Annotated in this window: 14 protein-coding genes; 9 read left to right on the top strand and 5 right to left on the bottom strand. The window is 70.5% G+C overall.

What is annotated here, in order from left to right; translation table 11 throughout:
* From ACH65_RS07640 to pdhA, 3 genes are all read right to left on the bottom strand, one after another.
* A partial coding sequence (locus ACH65_RS07640) for a biotin/lipoyl-containing protein (RefSeq protein WP_049621985.1) occupies positions 1 to 548 on the bottom strand: 548 nt, incomplete at its 3' end.
* 150 nt (positions 549 to 698) lie between these two features.
* Complete coding sequence (locus ACH65_RS07635) at positions 699 to 1679, bottom strand: alpha-ketoacid dehydrogenase subunit beta (protein WP_049621984.1); 981 nt, start codon at positions 1677 to 1679, stop codon at positions 699 to 701.
* 13 nt (positions 1680 to 1692) lie between these two features.
* A complete protein-coding gene (gene pdhA, locus ACH65_RS07630) occupies positions 1693 to 2772 on the bottom strand; it encodes a pyruvate dehydrogenase (acetyl-transferring) E1 component subunit alpha (RefSeq protein ID WP_049621983.1) in 1080 nt (359 codons plus the stop codon).
* Positions 2773 to 2972: 200 nt separating this feature from the next.
* Between pdhA and ACH65_RS07625 the strand changes: the two genes are divergently transcribed.
* Complete coding sequence (locus tag ACH65_RS07625) at positions 2973 to 3821, top strand: tryptophan 2,3-dioxygenase (protein WP_082190192.1); 849 nt, start codon at positions 2973 to 2975, stop codon at positions 3819 to 3821.
* A 113-nt stretch (positions 3822 to 3934) separates the two neighbouring features.
* The gene (locus tag ACH65_RS07620) at positions 3935 to 5443 is read left to right on the top strand and encodes a peptide MFS transporter (protein WP_049621981.1); all 1509 of its coding nucleotides are present in this window, start codon (positions 3935 to 3937) and stop codon (positions 5441 to 5443) included.
* Positions 5444 to 5503: 60 nt separating this feature from the next.
* On the opposite strand, the gene ACH65_RS07615 is transcribed toward ACH65_RS07620, so the two are convergent.
* Entirely contained in the window at positions 5504 to 5983 is a 480-nt protein-coding gene (locus ACH65_RS07615; protein WP_237561471.1) for a MarR family winged helix-turn-helix transcriptional regulator, read from the bottom strand.
* A 111-nt stretch (positions 5984 to 6094) separates the two neighbouring features.
* Here ACH65_RS07615 and hppD point away from each other — a divergent pair, with 111 nt between their 5' ends.
* The 6 genes from hppD (at position 6095) to tpx (ending at position 12263) form a co-directional block, all read left to right on the top strand.
* Entirely contained in the window at positions 6095 to 7189 is a 1095-nt protein-coding gene (gene hppD / locus ACH65_RS07610) for a 4-hydroxyphenylpyruvate dioxygenase (RefSeq protein WP_049621979.1), read from the top strand.
* Between the two features lie 70 nt (positions 7190 to 7259).
* A complete protein-coding gene (gene hmgA, locus ACH65_RS07605) occupies positions 7260 to 8561 on the top strand; it encodes a homogentisate 1,2-dioxygenase (RefSeq protein ID WP_425478271.1) in 1302 nt (433 codons plus the stop codon).
* Between the two features lie 5 nt (positions 8562 to 8566).
* Complete coding sequence (locus tag ACH65_RS07600; protein WP_237561470.1) at positions 8567 to 9136, top strand: lectin; 570 nt, start codon at positions 8567 to 8569, stop codon at positions 9134 to 9136.
* 22 nt (positions 9137 to 9158) lie between these two features.
* Entirely contained in the window at positions 9159 to 10142 is a 984-nt protein-coding gene (locus ACH65_RS07595) for a fumarylacetoacetate hydrolase family protein (protein ID WP_049621977.1), read from the top strand.
* Positions 10143 to 10280: 138 nt separating this feature from the next.
* Positions 10281 to 11678: an oxygen-independent coproporphyrinogen III oxidase gene (hemN, locus tag ACH65_RS07590; protein ID WP_049621976.1), complete on the top strand. Its 1398-nt coding sequence runs from the start codon at positions 10281 to 10283 to the stop codon at positions 11676 to 11678.
* Positions 11679 to 11762: 84 nt separating this feature from the next.
* Positions 11763 to 12263, top strand: a complete 501-nt coding sequence (tpx, locus tag ACH65_RS07585; RefSeq protein ID WP_049621975.1) for a thiol peroxidase — start codon at positions 11763 to 11765, stop codon at positions 12261 to 12263.
* Between the two features lie 147 nt (positions 12264 to 12410).
* Here the strand turns inward: tpx and gap are convergent, their stop codons facing one another.
* Entirely contained in the window at positions 12411 to 13415 is a 1005-nt protein-coding gene (gene gap, locus ACH65_RS07580) for a type I glyceraldehyde-3-phosphate dehydrogenase (RefSeq protein ID WP_049621974.1), read from the bottom strand.
* 196 nt (positions 13416 to 13611) lie between these two features.
* Between gap and ACH65_RS07575 the strand changes: the two genes are divergently transcribed.
* A complete protein-coding gene (locus tag ACH65_RS07575) occupies positions 13612 to 14487 on the top strand; it encodes a S1/P1 nuclease (protein WP_064504832.1) in 876 nt (291 codons plus the stop codon).
* Positions 14488 to 14666: the final 179 nt, after the last annotated feature.

The following is a 14666-nucleotide window of genomic DNA, read 5'->3' as shown; positions in this document are numbered from 1 at the left end:
ACGCCGCCGGCGCCGCTCGGCGCCACGCGGGCGAGGTCCACCTTGAGCTTCTTCGCCAGCGCGCGCACGGCGGGCACGGCCTTCACGCCGCCGGCGGTGCTCACCTGCTCGGTGTGCACGTGGTTGCCGCTGACCATGGCGCCGACCACGGTGCCCTCGTCCGCGCGCTCGGCGGCCTGCTCGTCGCGGAGCTCGCCGCCCTCGTCGGAGGCGACCACCTTGTCGGCGGCCACCGGTGCGCCGGTCTTCTTCGGCGCGTGGTGGTGACCGGTGGACTCCGCCTCGGCGCGCTGGCGCGCCTTGGGGTCGGGCGCGAAGTCGGCCAGCGGCGCGCCGGTGTCGATCACGTCGCCGGCGGCGCCGTAGAGCTTCACCACCTTGCCGGTGTAGGGCGAGGGCACGTCGACCACGGCCTTGGCGGTTTCCATCGAGGCCAGCGGCGCGTCGAGCTTGATGTCGTCGCCTTCCTTGACGTGCCACTCGACGATGGTGGCGTCGGGCAGGCCTTCGCCGAGGTCGGGCAGGTGGAAGGTTTTGATGTTGGCCATGGGGGTGGAGTCCGGAAAGGGTGGGAAATTTTTGGGGCGGAGAATCGGGAATGGGGAATCGGGAATAGTGATAGAGCGTCGCCAGTGCACCGTGCGCTGCTTTTCCTATTCACCCTTCCCGATTCCCTCGGCCAGCTTCAGCTGGCCGCCTCAGCTGACCGCCAGCGTCCGCTTGGCCGCGTCGACCACGCGCTGCACGCTCGGCAGGTATTTCATCTCCAGCCGGAACAGCGGGATGTGCACGTCGTAGCCGGTGACGCGCTCGACCGGCGCCAGCAGCTCGTACAGGCATTCCTCGGCCAGGCGCGCGGCGATCTCGGCGCCGAAGCCGGCGGTCTTGGGCGCCTCGTGCACGATCACGCAGCGGCCGGTCTTGGTCACGGATTCGGCGATGGTGTCGAAGTCGAGCGGGGTCAGCGTGGCCACGTCGATCACCTCGGCGCTGATGCCCTCCTCGGCCAGCGCGTCGGCGGCCTCCAGGCATTCCTTCACCTGCGCGCCCCAGGTCACCAGGGTGACGTCGGTGCCGTCGCGCAGCACGAAGCACACGTCCAGCGGCAGCGCCTCGCCGTCGTCGGGCACTTCTTCCTTGTACTGGCGGTAGATGCGCTTGGGCTCGAAGAACACCACCGGGTCCGGGTCGCGGATCGCCGCCAGCAGCAGGCCGTAGGCGCGCGCCGGGGAGGAGGGCAGCACCACGCGCAGGCCGGGGATGTTGGTGAACAGGTGCTCGTTGGCCTCCGAGTGGTGCTCGGGCGCGCGGATGCCGCCGCCCCACGGCGCGCGGAACACCGCCGGCACCGTCAGGCGCCCGCGCGTGCGGGTGCGCATGCGCGCGGCGTGGCAGGCGATCTGCTCCATCATCGGGTAGATGAAGCCCTCGAACTGCGCCTCGGCCACCGGCTTCATGCCCTGCGTGGCGAGGCCCACGGTGACGCCGGCGATGGTGGTCTCGTCCAGCGGCGTGTCGAGCACGCGCAGCGGGCCGAACTTCTCCTGCAGGCCCACGGTGGCGCGGAACACGCCGCCGTTGACGCCCACGTCCTCGCCCAGCACCACGACGCTGTCGTCGTGCGCCATCTCGTAGGCGAGCGCCTGGGTCACGGCCTCGATAAGAGTGATTTGTGCCATGTGAGTGGAAGCCTTACTTGGATTCGAGCGAGAGCGCGTAGTCGCGCTGCTTGGCGAGGTCGGCGGGGACTTCGGCGTAGGTGTAGTCGAACATCGCCGTGACCGGCTGCGAGCGGGTCTGGAGGTAGGCGTTCACCTCGTTGTCCATCCACTCGTCGCACTCGGCCTTCCAGGCCTCTTCCCTGGCGTCGTCCCACACGCCCTTGGCCACCAGCCAGGCGCGCAGGCGCTTCACCGGCTCCTTGGCCCAGGCTTCCTTCACCTCGGCCTCGTCGCGGTAGCGGCGGGCGTCGTCGGCGGTGGTGTGGTCGGAGAGGCGGTAGGTGACGGCCTCGATCACGCTGCCGCCCTGGCCGCTGCGGGCACGCTCGAGCGCGTCCTCCATCGCCTTGCGCACGGCGATGATGTCGTTGCCGTCCACCTGGATGCAGTACAGGCCCGCGGCCAGGCCCTTCTGGGCCAGCGTGGGCGCGCCGCTCTGGATCTTGCGCGGCACCGAGATGGCCCACTGGTTGTTCACGATCACCGCCACCAGCGGCAGGTTCTGCGCGCCGGCGATGTTGATGGCGCCGTAGAAGTCGCCCTTGGAGGAGCCGCCGTCGCCGATGCAGCACACCGCCACGCGCGGCTCGTTGCGGATCTTGAACGCCAGCGCGGAACCGGCCGCGTGCAGGCACTGCGTGCCGATCGGCACCGACCAGGCGAAGTCGTGGCGGGCGGGCTCGTTCTGGTAGTCGTTGCCGCGCTCGTCGCCGCCCCAGTACATGTACACCTCGCGCGGCTGCACGCCGCGGTAGAGCTGGGCGCCGTACTCGCGGTAGCTGAGCGCGAGCACGTCCTCCGGCTTCATGGCGCTGCCGATGCCCACGTGGGCGGCCTCGTGGCCGAGGCAACTGGCGTAGGTGCCGAGCTTGCCGGTGCGCTGCATGGCCACCGACTTGGCGTCGAACACGCGGGTGGAGATCATCAGCTTGTACAGCTCGACCATGTGCTCCAGGTTCTTGGCGAACTCGGGCAGGGCGTCACGGACCTGCTGGCCCTCGGCATCGAGGTATTGCAGGTATTCGATCTCGAACTTGGCGGCGATGGACACAACTCGCTCCGCAATGGGGAAGGGGGAAAGTGGGTGCGCAGGCTCGTCGGACAAGGGCTGGCGCGCACGGTTCCAAAAGAAAGCTGCACTTGGTAGCAGGCGCCTATGTTAGGCCACAAGGCGGCGCGCAGCATGCGCGGGCGTAGGGCGCCAGCCGCCAGTGGGGCTAACATATGGATTTTGCAGGTTGGCGAACGACCATGAGCGACAACCAGCGCGACCTCGAAGCCGGCATCCAGACGGACCTCGCGGGGCGCCTGACCTACAGCGGCTACCTCAGGCTCGACGTGCTGCTGACCGCGCAGCAGCCGCTGAGCCAGCCGCCCAACCACGACGAGATGCTGTTCATCGTGCAGCACCAGGTGGCCGAGCTGTGGATGAAGCTGATGATCCACGAGCTGGGCGCGGCGATCGGCTTCCTGCGCCGCGACCAGGTGTGGCAGACGCGCAAGGTGCTGGCGCGCTGCAAGGTGGTGATGAACCAGCTCACCGACCAGTGGTCGGTGCTGGAGACGCTCACGCCGGCGGAGTACCTGGAGTTCCGCCAGGTGCTCGGCCCCTCGTCCGGCTTCCAGTCCCTGCAGTACCGCATCATCGAGTTCCTGCTCGGCAACAAGAACGCCGCCATGCTCAAGGTGTTCGAGCACGATGCGGCAGGCCTGGCCTCGCTGCGCGAGGTGCTGGAGTCGCCGAGCCTGTACGACGAGTTCCTGCGCTACCTCGCGCGCTTCGGCCACGCCGTGCCCGCGGCGCACCTGGAGCGCGACTGGTCGCGCGCGCACGTGTCCGACGCCGCGCTGCTGCCGGTGTTCGAGCGCATCTACGGCGACACCGACCGCTACTGGCGCGAGTACGCGCTGTGCGAGGACCTGGTGGACCTGGAGACGCAGTTCCAGCTGTGGCGCTTCCGCCACCTGCGCACGGTGCAGCGGATCATCGGCTTCCGCCCCGGCACCGGCGGCTCCTCCGGCGTGTCGTTCCTGAAGAAGGCGCTGGACCTGGAGTTCTTCCCCGAACTGTTCGAGGTGCGCACCACGCTCGGCCATTGAGCGCGCCGTGGCCTGCTGCGGCGTGTTTGACGGCGCGTGGGGCGAGCGGGTACATCACGCCATTCGGATCCGCGCGCGACGTGCCGATCCCGACGCCCAAGGGGACCCCCTGCATGACCCGAACCTCCGACCCGACGCCGGCCGCCGTGCCCGACTACCCGCAGACCCTCGGCCATCCGCGCCCGCTGTGGATGTTGTTCATGACCGAGTTCTGGGAGCGCTTCGCCTTCTACAGCGTGAGCTGGGCACTGGCGCTCTACGTGGTGGCGCAGTTCTACCACGGCGATCCGGCGGGGCAGGGTTGGGCCAGCGGCATCTACGGCGCCTACACCGCGCTGATCTACGCCACCGGCATCTTCGGCGGCTACGTGGCGGACAAGCTGATCGGCTACCAGCGCTCGATCCTGCTCGGCGCGGCGGTGATGGCCGCGGGCCTGTTCGTGATCGCGGTGCCCGAGCGCACCACCTTCCTGTTCGGCCTGGCGCTGGTGATCGTGGGCGACGGGCTGTTCAAGCCCAACATCTCCTCCATGGTGGGCCAGCTCTACGGTCGCGACGACCCGCGCCGCGACCGCGGCTTCACCCTGTTCTACATGGGCATCAACGCCGGCAGCTTCCTGGCGCCGCTGGTCACCGGCTGGATGGCCGCCACCTTCACCCGCACGCCGCTGGAGCAGAACTACCGCGTGGTGTTCTTCGCCGCGGGGGTGGGCATGGTGCTCAGCCTGCTGTGGTTCTGGTTCGGCCGGCGCGGGTTGCGCGGCGTGGGCCGCCCGGCGCCGGGCGCGGAAGGCCGCGGGCGCGTGGCCTGGGTGCTGCTGGGCATGGCGGCGGGGGTGCCGCTGATCTATCTGCTGCTGTCGCGGATCGGTGCGACCGGCCTGCAGTGGCTGCTGGGGCTGCTGTTCGTGGGCGTGGCGGCGATGCTGCTGGTGGAGGCGCTGCGCGTCGGGCAGGTGCCGTTCCACCGCGTGGTGGCGATGCTGATCATCTTCGCCTTCAACATCCTGTTCTGGATGTTCTACTTCCAGCTCGGCACCTCGTTCAATTTCCTGGCCGCGAACCTGGTGGACAGGAAGATGTTCGGCGGCTGGACGTTCCCGGTGGGCTGGTTCCAGTCGGTGAGCCCGCTGTCGATCCTGCTGCTGGCGCCGCTGCTGACCCTGGTGTGGGCGTGGCTGGACCGGCGCCGGGCGGAGCCCTCGATCCCGCGCAAGTTCGGGCTCGGCCTGGTCTTCAACGGGCTCGGTTTCCTGGTGCTGATGTACGGCCTGTCGCGGCTGCTCGACGCGCGCGGGCTGATCCCGTTCTGGCCGCTGACCGTGTGCTACGTCATGCAGACCGTGGGTGAGCTGTGCCTGTCGCCGATCGGCCTGTCGATGGTGACCAAGCTGGCGCCGCCGCGCCTGGTCGGCGTGGCGATGGGCGGCTGGTTCCTCTCGCTGGCCGAGGGCGGCAACCTGTCGGGCCTACTGGCCAGCCGCATCAGCGGCGAGCACGGCATGACGGCGGTCTCGGCGCTGTCGGGCTTCAGCTTCGGCTTCTGGCTGCTGGCCGGCGCCGGCGTGCTGCTGCTGCTGATCGCGCCGCTGGTGAACCGGTTGATGCATGGGGTTCGTTGAACCCCCGGGAGTCGGGAATAGGGAATAGGGCGGTGTGTGCTTTGCCGATTCCTTTATTCCTTATTCCCTATTCCCTAATCCCTGCTCCAACTTGTCGAGGATGCGCACCAGCCAGGCGCGTTCCTCGGCGTCGAGCTTCTTCAGCACCGCGCGCTCGTGCGAGCGGGCCATCGGGGCGACCGCGTCGTGCACCGCCCAGCCGGCCTCGGTGAGGCTGAGCACGGAGCGGCGCTTGTCGCCGTGGTGGGTGGCCCGGTGCACCCGGCCGGCGGCGACCAGCCGCGCCAGCGCGCGGCTCACCGCGACCTTGTCCATCGCGGTGCGCTCGGAGACTTCGCGCGCGGAGAGGCCGTGGAAGCGCGCCAGCACCGCCATCACGCGCCACTCGGTCACCGAGAGGTCGTAGTGGCGCTGGTAGTCGTCGGCGATCGCCTGGCTGATGGTGTTGGAGAGGATTGACAGCCGGTACGGCAGGAAGCGCTCCAGTTCCAGGGGCGCGTGCTCGGCATCGGCGGGGGCGGGACGACGTGGGGGCGACACTGCTGCGGTGTTCCTTGCAATAGGTTTCATTTGAAACTATAACGCTGCGCACATCCGGATGATGGCACGCTCCGCAGCCTGCCATCGCACGTCGATCGACAGGAGCGCGCCATGAACGCCCAACCCAACCTCGGCATGCAGGTCACCACCTTCGAGAACCCGACCGGCATCGACGGCTTCGAGTTCGTCGAGTTCGCCGCCCCGCCCGGGCGCGCGGGCGAGCTGCACGCCCTGTTCGAAGCCATGGGTTTCGGCGCCGTGCTGCGGCACCGCTCGCGGCCGATCACCGTGTACCGCCAGGGCGAGGTCAACTTCCTCGTCAACGAAGACCCGCAGGGCTTCGCCGCCGACTTCGCCGCCGCCCACGGCCCCTGCGCCTGCGGCTTCGCCATCCGCTTCAGGAAGCCGGCCGCCGAGGTGTACCAGGCGGTGCTCGCCAAGGGCGCCGAGCCGGTGACGGCCAAGCCCGAGAGCCGTGCGGTGGACGCGCCGATCATCCAGGGCATCGGCGGCTGCATGCTCTACCTGGTGGACCGCTACGGCGAGCAGGGCTCGGTGTACGAGGGCGACTACCTGCCGCTGCCGGGCGCCGCGCCGCACCCACCGGGCTTCGGCCTCACCTTCATCGACCATCTCACCCACAACCTCTACCTCGGCCACATGGGGCAGTGGGCGGACTACTACGAGCGGCTGTTCAACTTCCGCGAGATCCGCTACTTCGACATCAAGGGCGCCAAGACCGGCCTGGTGTCCAAGGCGATGACCGCGCCGGACGGCATCGTGCGCATCCCGCTCAACGAGTCGGCCGACCCCAAGTCGCAGATCAACGAGTACCTCGACCAGTACCACGGCGAGGGCATCCAGCACATCGCCTGCTTCACCGACGACATCTACGCCACGGTGGAGGCGATGCGCGCGAAGGGCGTGGCCTTCCTCGACACGCCGGAGACCTACTACGAGGTGATCGACCAGCGCATCCCCGGCCACGGCGAGGACGTGCCGCGGCTGAAGAAGAACAAGCTGCTGATCGACGCCGACCGCGAGACCGGCAAGAAGCTGCTGCTGCAGATCTTCACCCAGAACGCGATCGGGCCGATCTTCTTCGAGATCATCCAGCGCAAGGGCAACGAGGGTTTCGGCGAGGGCAACTTCCAGGCCCTGTTCGAATCCATCGAGCGCGACCAGATGCGTCGCGGCGTGCTGTAGCCCCAGGCCCTTTTCCCATCCCGGCCCGCTTCGCGCGAAGCGGGCCCAGCGGCGGACGACGATGAGCGCGATGGCATCCCGCGGTTACCAATCCGGCTTCGGCAACGAGTTCGCCAGCGAGGCGCTGTCCGGCGTGCTGCCCACCGGGCAGAACTCGCCGCAGCGCGTGGCGCACGGGCTCTATGCCGAGCAGCTCTCGGGCACCGCCTTCACCGCGCCGCGCCACGCCAACCGGCGCAGCTGGCTCTACCGCATCCGCCCGGCGGCGGTGCACCAGCCGTTCCAGCCGCTGGCGCCGGCGCGCTTGCACAACCGCTTCGAGGAGGCGCCGGCCACGCCCAACCAGCTGCGCTGGGACCCGTGGCCGCTGCCCGAGCGGTCCACCGACTTCATCGAAGGGCTGGTGACGCTGGCCGGCAACGGCGGCCCCGCCGAGCAGGCCGGCTGCGGCATCCACCTCTACGCCGCCAACCGCGCCATGGAAGGGCGCTACTTCTACGACGCCGACGGCGAGCTGCTGATCGTGCCGCAGCAGGGGCGGCTGGAGATCGCCACCGAACTGGGCGTGCTGGGGCTGGCGCCGCGGGAGATCGCGGTGATCCCGCGCGGCGTGCGCTTTCGCGTGGCGCTGCCCGACGGCGCCGCGCGCGGCTATGTGGCGGAGAACTTCGGCGCGCTGCTGCGGCTGCCGGACCTGGGGCCCATCGGCGCCAACTCGATGGCACTGCCGCGCGACTTCCTCGCGCCGCACGCGGCCTACGAGGACGCGGAGGGCGAGTTCGAACTGATCGCCAAGTTCCAGGGCGCGCTGTGGCGCGCGGCCATCGACCACTCGCCGCTGGACGTGGTGGCCTGGCACGGCAACTACGCGCCGTACAAGTACGACCTTGCGCGCTTCAACACGGTGGGCTCGATCAGCGTGGACCACCCGGACCCCTCGATCTTCACCGTGCTCACCTCGCCCAGCGACACGGCGGGCACGGCCAACCTGGATTTCGTGATCTTCCCGCCGCGCTGGCTGGTGGCCGAGCACAGCTTCCGCCCGCCGTACTTCCACCGCAACGTGGCGAGCGAGTTCATGGGCCTGATCGAGGGCGCCTACGACGCCAAGGCCGGCGGCTTCGCGCCGGGCGGCGCCTCGCTGCACAACTGCATGAGCGGCCACGGGCCGGACGCGGCCAGCTTCGAGAAGGCCAGCGCGGCCGACACTTCGCGTCCCGACCACCTGGTGGATACGCTCGCCTTCATGTTCGAGACGCGCAAGGTGATCCGCCCCACGCGGCAGGCACTGGAAGCGCCGCAGCTGCAGGCGGACTACTACACGTGCTGGCAGGGGCTGGCCAGGCACTTCGACGCGGGCCCCGGCGCGTGAGGCGCGTGGCACTCGCGCTTGGCCTGCTCGGGCTCGCGGGGTGCGGCGAGCATGCGCCGTCCGCCATTGCCGCCGCGCAGGCCGACCGGCCGGCGGCGCCGGCCGGTGTGCCGGCGGAAGCCGCCGCACCGGCGCGCTACGACGGCTACGGCGACATGCGTTTCGGCATGGACGAGCGGGCCTTCGCCCGGGCCTGGGGCGGGGAACTGAAGGGCGCGCCGTCGCCGGGCTCGAGCTGCCACTACAAGACGCCGGCGTGGGCGGCCTCGCCGCCCGCGCTCGCCTTCCTGTTCGAGCACGGCCGCTTCGTGCGCTACGACGTACGCACGGTCAGGGAAACCGCCCCGGGCGGCGGGCGGATCGGCATGGATGCGGCGCGGCTCCACGCCCTGTACGGTGCGGCGGCGACCGAGCAGCCGCACAAGTACCTGGCCGGCGCCAGGATGCTGCGCGTGGCCGCGCCGCAGGGGGCGGGCGTGCTGGTGTTCGAGCTTGGCGCGGACGGCAACGCGACGGTGACGGCCTGGCGCGTCGGCGTGCCGCCGCAGATCGACTATGTGGAAGGCTGCGGATGAGCGCGGCCGACGGAGCGGATGCATGAAACTGGGCAGTCTCAAGGAAGGCGGCCGCGACGGCACGCTGGTGGTGGTGAGCCGCGACCTCGCGCGGGCGACGAAGGCCGCGGGCATCGCGCCCACGCTGCAGGCGGCGCTGGACGACTGGTCCAGCGCGGCGCCGCGCCTCAAGGCGCTGTACGGGGACTTGAACGCCGGCCGCGCGCCGGGCGCCTTCGCGCTCGACCTGGCCGCGCTGGCCGCGCCGCTGCCGCGCGCCTACGAGTTCGTCGACGGCTCGGCCTACCTGCCCCACGTGGAGCGCGTGCGCCGCGCGCGCGGCGCCGAGGTGCCGGCGAGCTTCTACACCGACCCGCTGATGTACCAGGCCACCAGTGCCGGTTTCCTGGGCCCCCGCGACCCGGTGGTGGTGCCGAGCGAGGAGTACGGCATCGACCTGGAAGCCGAGGTGGTGGTGGTGACCGACGACGTGCCGATGGCGGTGACGCCGGCGCAGGCGGCGCGCCACATCCGGCTCGTGGGGCTGGTCAACGACGTGAGCCTGCGCAACCTGATCCCCGCCGAACTCGCCAAGGGCTTCGGGTTCCTGCAGAGCAAGCCGCGCTCGGCGCTCTCGCCGGTGCTGGTCACGCCCGACGAACTGGGCGAGGCGTGGCGCGGCGAGAAGCTCCACCTGCCGATGCGCACCTGGTTGAACGGCGCCTGGTTCGGCGAGGCCGAGTGCGGCGTGGACATGCAGTTCAGCTTCGCCGAGCTGGTTGCCCACGCGGCCAGGACGCGCCCGCTCACCGCCGGCACCCTGGTCGGCTCCGGCACCATCGCCAACGCGGACACCGGCAAGGGCGCCTCCTGCCTGGCCGAGCAGCGCACGGTGGAGACGCTGCGCGACGGCCAGCCGTCCACGCCGTTCCTGAAGTACGGCGACACGCTGCGCATCGACGTCACCGACGCGCTCGGCGCCTCGATCTTCGGCGCCATCGAGCAGCGGGTGGTGCCGCTGCGCTAGGCGCGGTGGCGCGCCCGTGGGCCATGCGCCAGGGCGGTGCGTCTGGGCGGTGGGGCGCATCGCCGCACGGAGCGCGACGGCGGCGCCGGCTTGACCGCGGTCAAGACCCGGCGCCGCGCGGGTGCCCACACTCGCGCCATGAACGCCGCCTTCGCCGCCCCCGAATTCGATCCCGCCCTGGTCGCCCGCTACGACGTCGACGGCCCGCGCTACACCAGCTACCCCACCGCGCCGCACTTCCACGCCGGCTTCGACGAAGCGGCGCTGTGCGAGGCGATCCGCGCCTCCAACGAGGAGCCGATCCCGCGCGACCTGTCGCTCTACCTGCACGTGCCCTTCTGCGCCAGCCCGTGCTTCTACTGCGGCTGCAACCGGGTGATCACGCGCGACCCGGGCAAGGCGGACGCCTACCTGGGACACCTGTGCCGCGAGATTGCGCTGACCGCGCCGCTGTTCGACCGCGACCGGCGCGTGCGCCAGCTGCACTTGGGCGGCGGCACGCCCAACTTCCTCGACCTGCCGCGCCTGCGCGTGCTGATGACGAACCTGGCGCGCCACTTCACGCTGGCGGGCGAGGGCGGGCGCGAGTTCGGCATCGAGCTGGACCCGCGCTACGCCGACGGTGACTATGTGCGCGGCCTGGCCGGGCTCGGCTTCAACCGCCTCTCGGTCGGCATCCAGGATTTCGACCCGGCCGTGCAGCGCGCGGTGAACCGCGAGCAGAGCGTGGGCGAGACCTACGCGGTGATCGACGCGGCGCGCGACGCGGGCTTCGCCTCGGTCAGCGTGGACCTGATCTACGGCCTGCCGAAGCAGTCGCCGGTAGGCTTCGGGCGCACGCTGAGCGCGGTGCTGGCGCTCACGCCCGACCGCATTGCGGTGTACGGCTACGCGCATCTGCCGGCGATGTTCAAGGCGCAGCGGCAGATCCACGCGGCGGACCTGCCCGACGCGGCCACCCGCCTGGCGCTGTTCGGCCAGGCGCTGGAGCGGCTCACCGGCGCGGGCTACGTCTACGTCGGCATGGACCACTTCGCGCGCGCCGACGACGAACTGGTGCGCGCGCAGCGCGCGGGCCGGCTGCAGCGCAACTTCCAGGGCTACTCCACCCACGGCGACACCGACATCGTGGGGCTCGGCGCCAGCGCCATCGGCCGCATCGGCGACAGCTACAGCCAGAACGCGCGCGACCTGCCCGCCTACTACGCGGCGCTGGACGCCGGCCGGCTGCCGGTGACGCGCGGCCGGCGGCTGAGCGAGGACGACCTGCTGCGGCGCGAGGCCATCGGCCAGCTGATGTGCCACGGCGAGCTCGACACCGGCGCCTTCGGCCGCCGCCACGGCCTCATCTTCGCCTGCCATTTCGCCACCGCGCTGGCGCGGCTGCGCCCGCTGGCCGACGACGGGCTGGTGACGTTCGAGCGCGGCGTCATCCGCGTCACGCCGCGCGGACGGCTGCTGCTGCGTATCGTCGCCATGTGCTTCGACGCCTACCTCGACGCGCCGGCCGCGGCGCGGTATTCGCGGGCGATCTGAGGCGCGCGCGGCCGGCACCGTTTCGTCATCGCCGCCGGGCGTGGTCTACTGGCCGCTCCCGACTTCAGGCAACGAGGTTGTTTCATGTCGCAGATCACGCTCAAGGGCCAGCCGATCGCCGTCGACGGCCGCTTCCCCGCCGTCGGCGAGCCGGCGCCGGCCTTCACCCTGGTCGGCAAGGACCTGGCCGACGTCGCGCTGGCCAGCTTCGGCGGCAAGCGCAAAGTGCTCAACATCTTCCCCAGCGTAGACACCAGCGTGTGCGCCACCTCGGTGCGCCGCTTCAACGAGCTGGCCGGCCAGCCCGCCGACACCGTGGTGCTGTGCATCTCGGCGGACCTGCCCTTCGCGCAGGCGCGCTTCTGCGGCGCCGAAGGGCTGGACCACGTGGTCACGCTCTCCACCCTGCGCGGCCGCGACTTCCTCGAACGCTACGGCGTGGCGATCGCCAGCGGGCCGCTGGCCGGCCTCGCCGCGCGCGCGGTGGTGGTGCTGGACGAGCACGACAAGGTGCTCCACGCGCAATTGGTGGATGAGATCACCCACGAGCCGGACTACGACGCGGCGCTGGCCGCGCTCGGCTGAGACCGCGCGCGGTCGCGGTCGCGGCGGGCGGTTCCGCCGCCGGCGGCGCGGTACACGCGGCACCGGGCCGGCACCGACGAAGCCAAAAGAAAAGGCGCCCGAGCGGGCGCCTAGTCTTCGATGCGATGGAAGGCGTCGCGCCGCGGCTTACTTCGCCGCCACCACGCGCACCATCTCCAGGCACTTGTTGGAGTAGCCCCACTCGTTGTCGTACCAGGACACCAGCTTGATGAAGGTGGGGTCGAGCGCGATGCCGGCATCGGCGTCGAACACCGAGGTGCGGGTCTCGCCGCGGAAGTCGGTGGCCACCACCTTGTCCTCGGTGTAGCCCAGGATGCCCTTCAGCGCACCCTCGCTCTGCGCCTTCATCTCCGCGCAGATCTCCTCGTAGGTGGCGGGCTTCTCCAGCTCCACCGTCAGGTCCACCACCGACACGTCGGAGGTCGGCACGCGCAAAGACATGCCGGTGAGCTTCTTGTTGAGCTCCGGGATCACCTTGCCCACCGCCTTGGCCGCGCCGGTGGAGGAGGGGATGATGTTCTCCAGGATGCCGCGGCCGCCGCGCCAGTCCTTGTTGGACGGGCCGTCCACGGTCTTCTGCGTGGCGGTGGTGGCGTGCACCGTGGTCATCAGGCCGCGCTTGATACCCCACTTGTCGTTGACGACCTTGGCCAGCGGCGCCAGGCAGTTGGTAGTGCACGAGGCGTTGGAGATGATGGCCTCGCCGGCGTAGCTCTTGTCGTTGACGCCGTAGACGAACATCGGCGTGTCGTCCTTGGACGGGGCCGACAGGATCACCTTCTTGGCGCCCGCGTCGAGATGCTTCTGCGCGGTCTCCTTGGTAAGGAAGATACCGGTGGACTCGATCACCACCGCGGCGCCGACCTCGTCCCACTTCAGCGCGGACGGATCGCGCTCGGCGGTGAGGCGGATCTTCTTGCCGTTGACGATCAGGGTGGAACCATCGACCGCGATGCTGCCCTTGAAGTGGCCGTGCACCGAGTCGTACTGCAGCATGTACGCCAGGTAATCGGGCTCGAGCAGATCGTTGATGGCCACGATCTCGATGTCGTCGCCGAAGTTCTGCACGGCGGCGCGGAACACGTTGCGTCCGATGCGGCCAAAGCCGTTGATGCCTACCTTGATGGTCATTGCGGGGGACTCCTGCATGCAGCACAGCTTGTTGAATGAGCGCTCGATTCTAGCAGGCGCGGTGCGGCAGGACAGGGGCCGGCGGCGGGCATGCGCGCACGGCGGGGCCCGACGGGGCACGGAAGAACCTGCGGGTCGAGCGCGCCGCCGGCCTATGGCAGACTCCCTCGCCTCCCCGCAGCCGAAGCCGATGTCCATGCGCGCACGCTCGCACCGCCTGACCGCCGCGATCCTCGCCGGCGCCCTGTCGCTCGCCCCGCCGCTGGCGATGGCCTGGGGGCCGCAGGGCCACGCCATCGTGGCCGACATCGCCCAGTCGCACCTCGACCCCGCCGCCGCCGCGCAGGTGGCGGCGCTGCTCGGGCTGGAGGGCGACACGCGCCTCGACCAGATCGCCTCCTGGGCCGACGGCAACCGCAAGCAACACCCCGGCACCGGCCCCTGGCACTACGTGGACATCCCGCTCGACGCTGCCGGCTACGACGCCGCGCGCGACTGCCGCGAGGCGGATTGCGTGGTGGCGAAGATCGGCCACTTCACCCAGGTGCTGGCCGACCCGCGGCAAGCGCCGGCGGCGCGCCTGGAGGCGCTGAAGTGGGTGGTGCATTTCGTCGCCGACGTGCACCAGCCGCTGCACGCCAGCGACCACGGCGACAAGGGCGGCAATACCGTGCAGGAGGTCTACTTCGGCCGCGGCACCAACCTGCATGCGATGTGGGACGGACGCATCATCGAGCACGCGCTCGGCCTGCCGCTCGGCCCGAACTACAGCTTCAACCACGTCGCCGTCGGCGACGCCGCCGCGCAACTGGACGCGGCCATCACCCCGGCCGAACGCCAGGCCTGGGCGCCGCCCGGCCTGCTGCCGGGCATCGACCGGGCCGCGGCCGCCTGGGCGGACGAGTCGCACGCCCTGGCCCGCACCGTCGCCTACGGCGACCTGCCGGAGAAGCCGCAGGGCCGCTGGGCCTACACCTACCAGGCCGAGGCCTGGCCGGTGGTGCAGCAGCGCCTGCAGCAGGCCGGCGTGCGGCTGGCGGAGCTGCTCAACGAGGCGCTGGCGGGGCGTTGACATGGGCGAAGGCGTAATGGGGCGGCAGATGCCCGTGCCGCGTCCCGGGCGTCCCCATCCAAACGCCGCTAGCCTTTCATGTGGATGACACTTCCATAAAAAGGACGTCTGGATGTCCTTTTGGTGCTTCGGCGGCGAGGTGGGTCTGAGCGGATTGCAGGCCTGCATGGGCCAGCTTG

Source organism: Frateuria defendens, assembly GCF_001182895.1.
Taxonomy (GTDB): domain Bacteria; phylum Pseudomonadota; class Gammaproteobacteria; order Xanthomonadales; family Rhodanobacteraceae; genus Frateuria_B; species Frateuria_B defendens.
Note: the sequence above shows the minus strand (reverse complement) of the source record. Positions and strands in the feature narration are given on the sequence as shown.

Bases quoted from the DNA above. Each gene is read 5' to 3' on its own strand.
- ACH65_RS07635 (WP_049621984.1), bottom strand. From the start codon at position 1,679: ATGGCACAAATCACTCTTATCGAGGCCGTGACCCAGGCGCTCGCCTAC.
- ACH65_RS07625 (WP_082190192.1), top strand. From the start codon at position 2,973: ATGAGCGACAACCAGCGCGACCTCGAAGCCGGCATCCAGACGGACCTC.
- ACH65_RS07620 (WP_049621981.1), top strand. From the start codon at position 3,935: ATGACCCGAACCTCCGACCCGACGCCGGCCGCCGTGCCCGACTACCCG.
- hppD (WP_049621979.1), top strand. From the start codon at position 6,095: ATGAACGCCCAACCCAACCTCGGCATGCAGGTCACCACCTTCGAGAAC.
- hmgA (WP_425478271.1), top strand. From the start codon at position 7,260: ATGGCATCCCGCGGTTACCAATCCGGCTTCGGCAACGAGTTCGCCAGC.
- ACH65_RS07595 (WP_049621977.1), top strand. From the start codon at position 9,159: ATGAAACTGGGCAGTCTCAAGGAAGGCGGCCGCGACGGCACGCTGGTG.
- hemN (WP_049621976.1), top strand. From the start codon at position 10,281: ATGAACGCCGCCTTCGCCGCCCCCGAATTCGATCCCGCCCTGGTCGCC.
- tpx (WP_049621975.1), top strand. From the start codon at position 11,763: ATGTCGCAGATCACGCTCAAGGGCCAGCCGATCGCCGTCGACGGCCGC.
- gap (WP_049621974.1), bottom strand. From the start codon at position 13,415: ATGACCATCAAGGTAGGCATCAACGGCTTTGGCCGCATCGGACGCAAC.
- ACH65_RS07575 (WP_064504832.1), top strand. From the start codon at position 13,612: ATGCGCGCACGCTCGCACCGCCTGACCGCCGCGATCCTCGCCGGCGCC.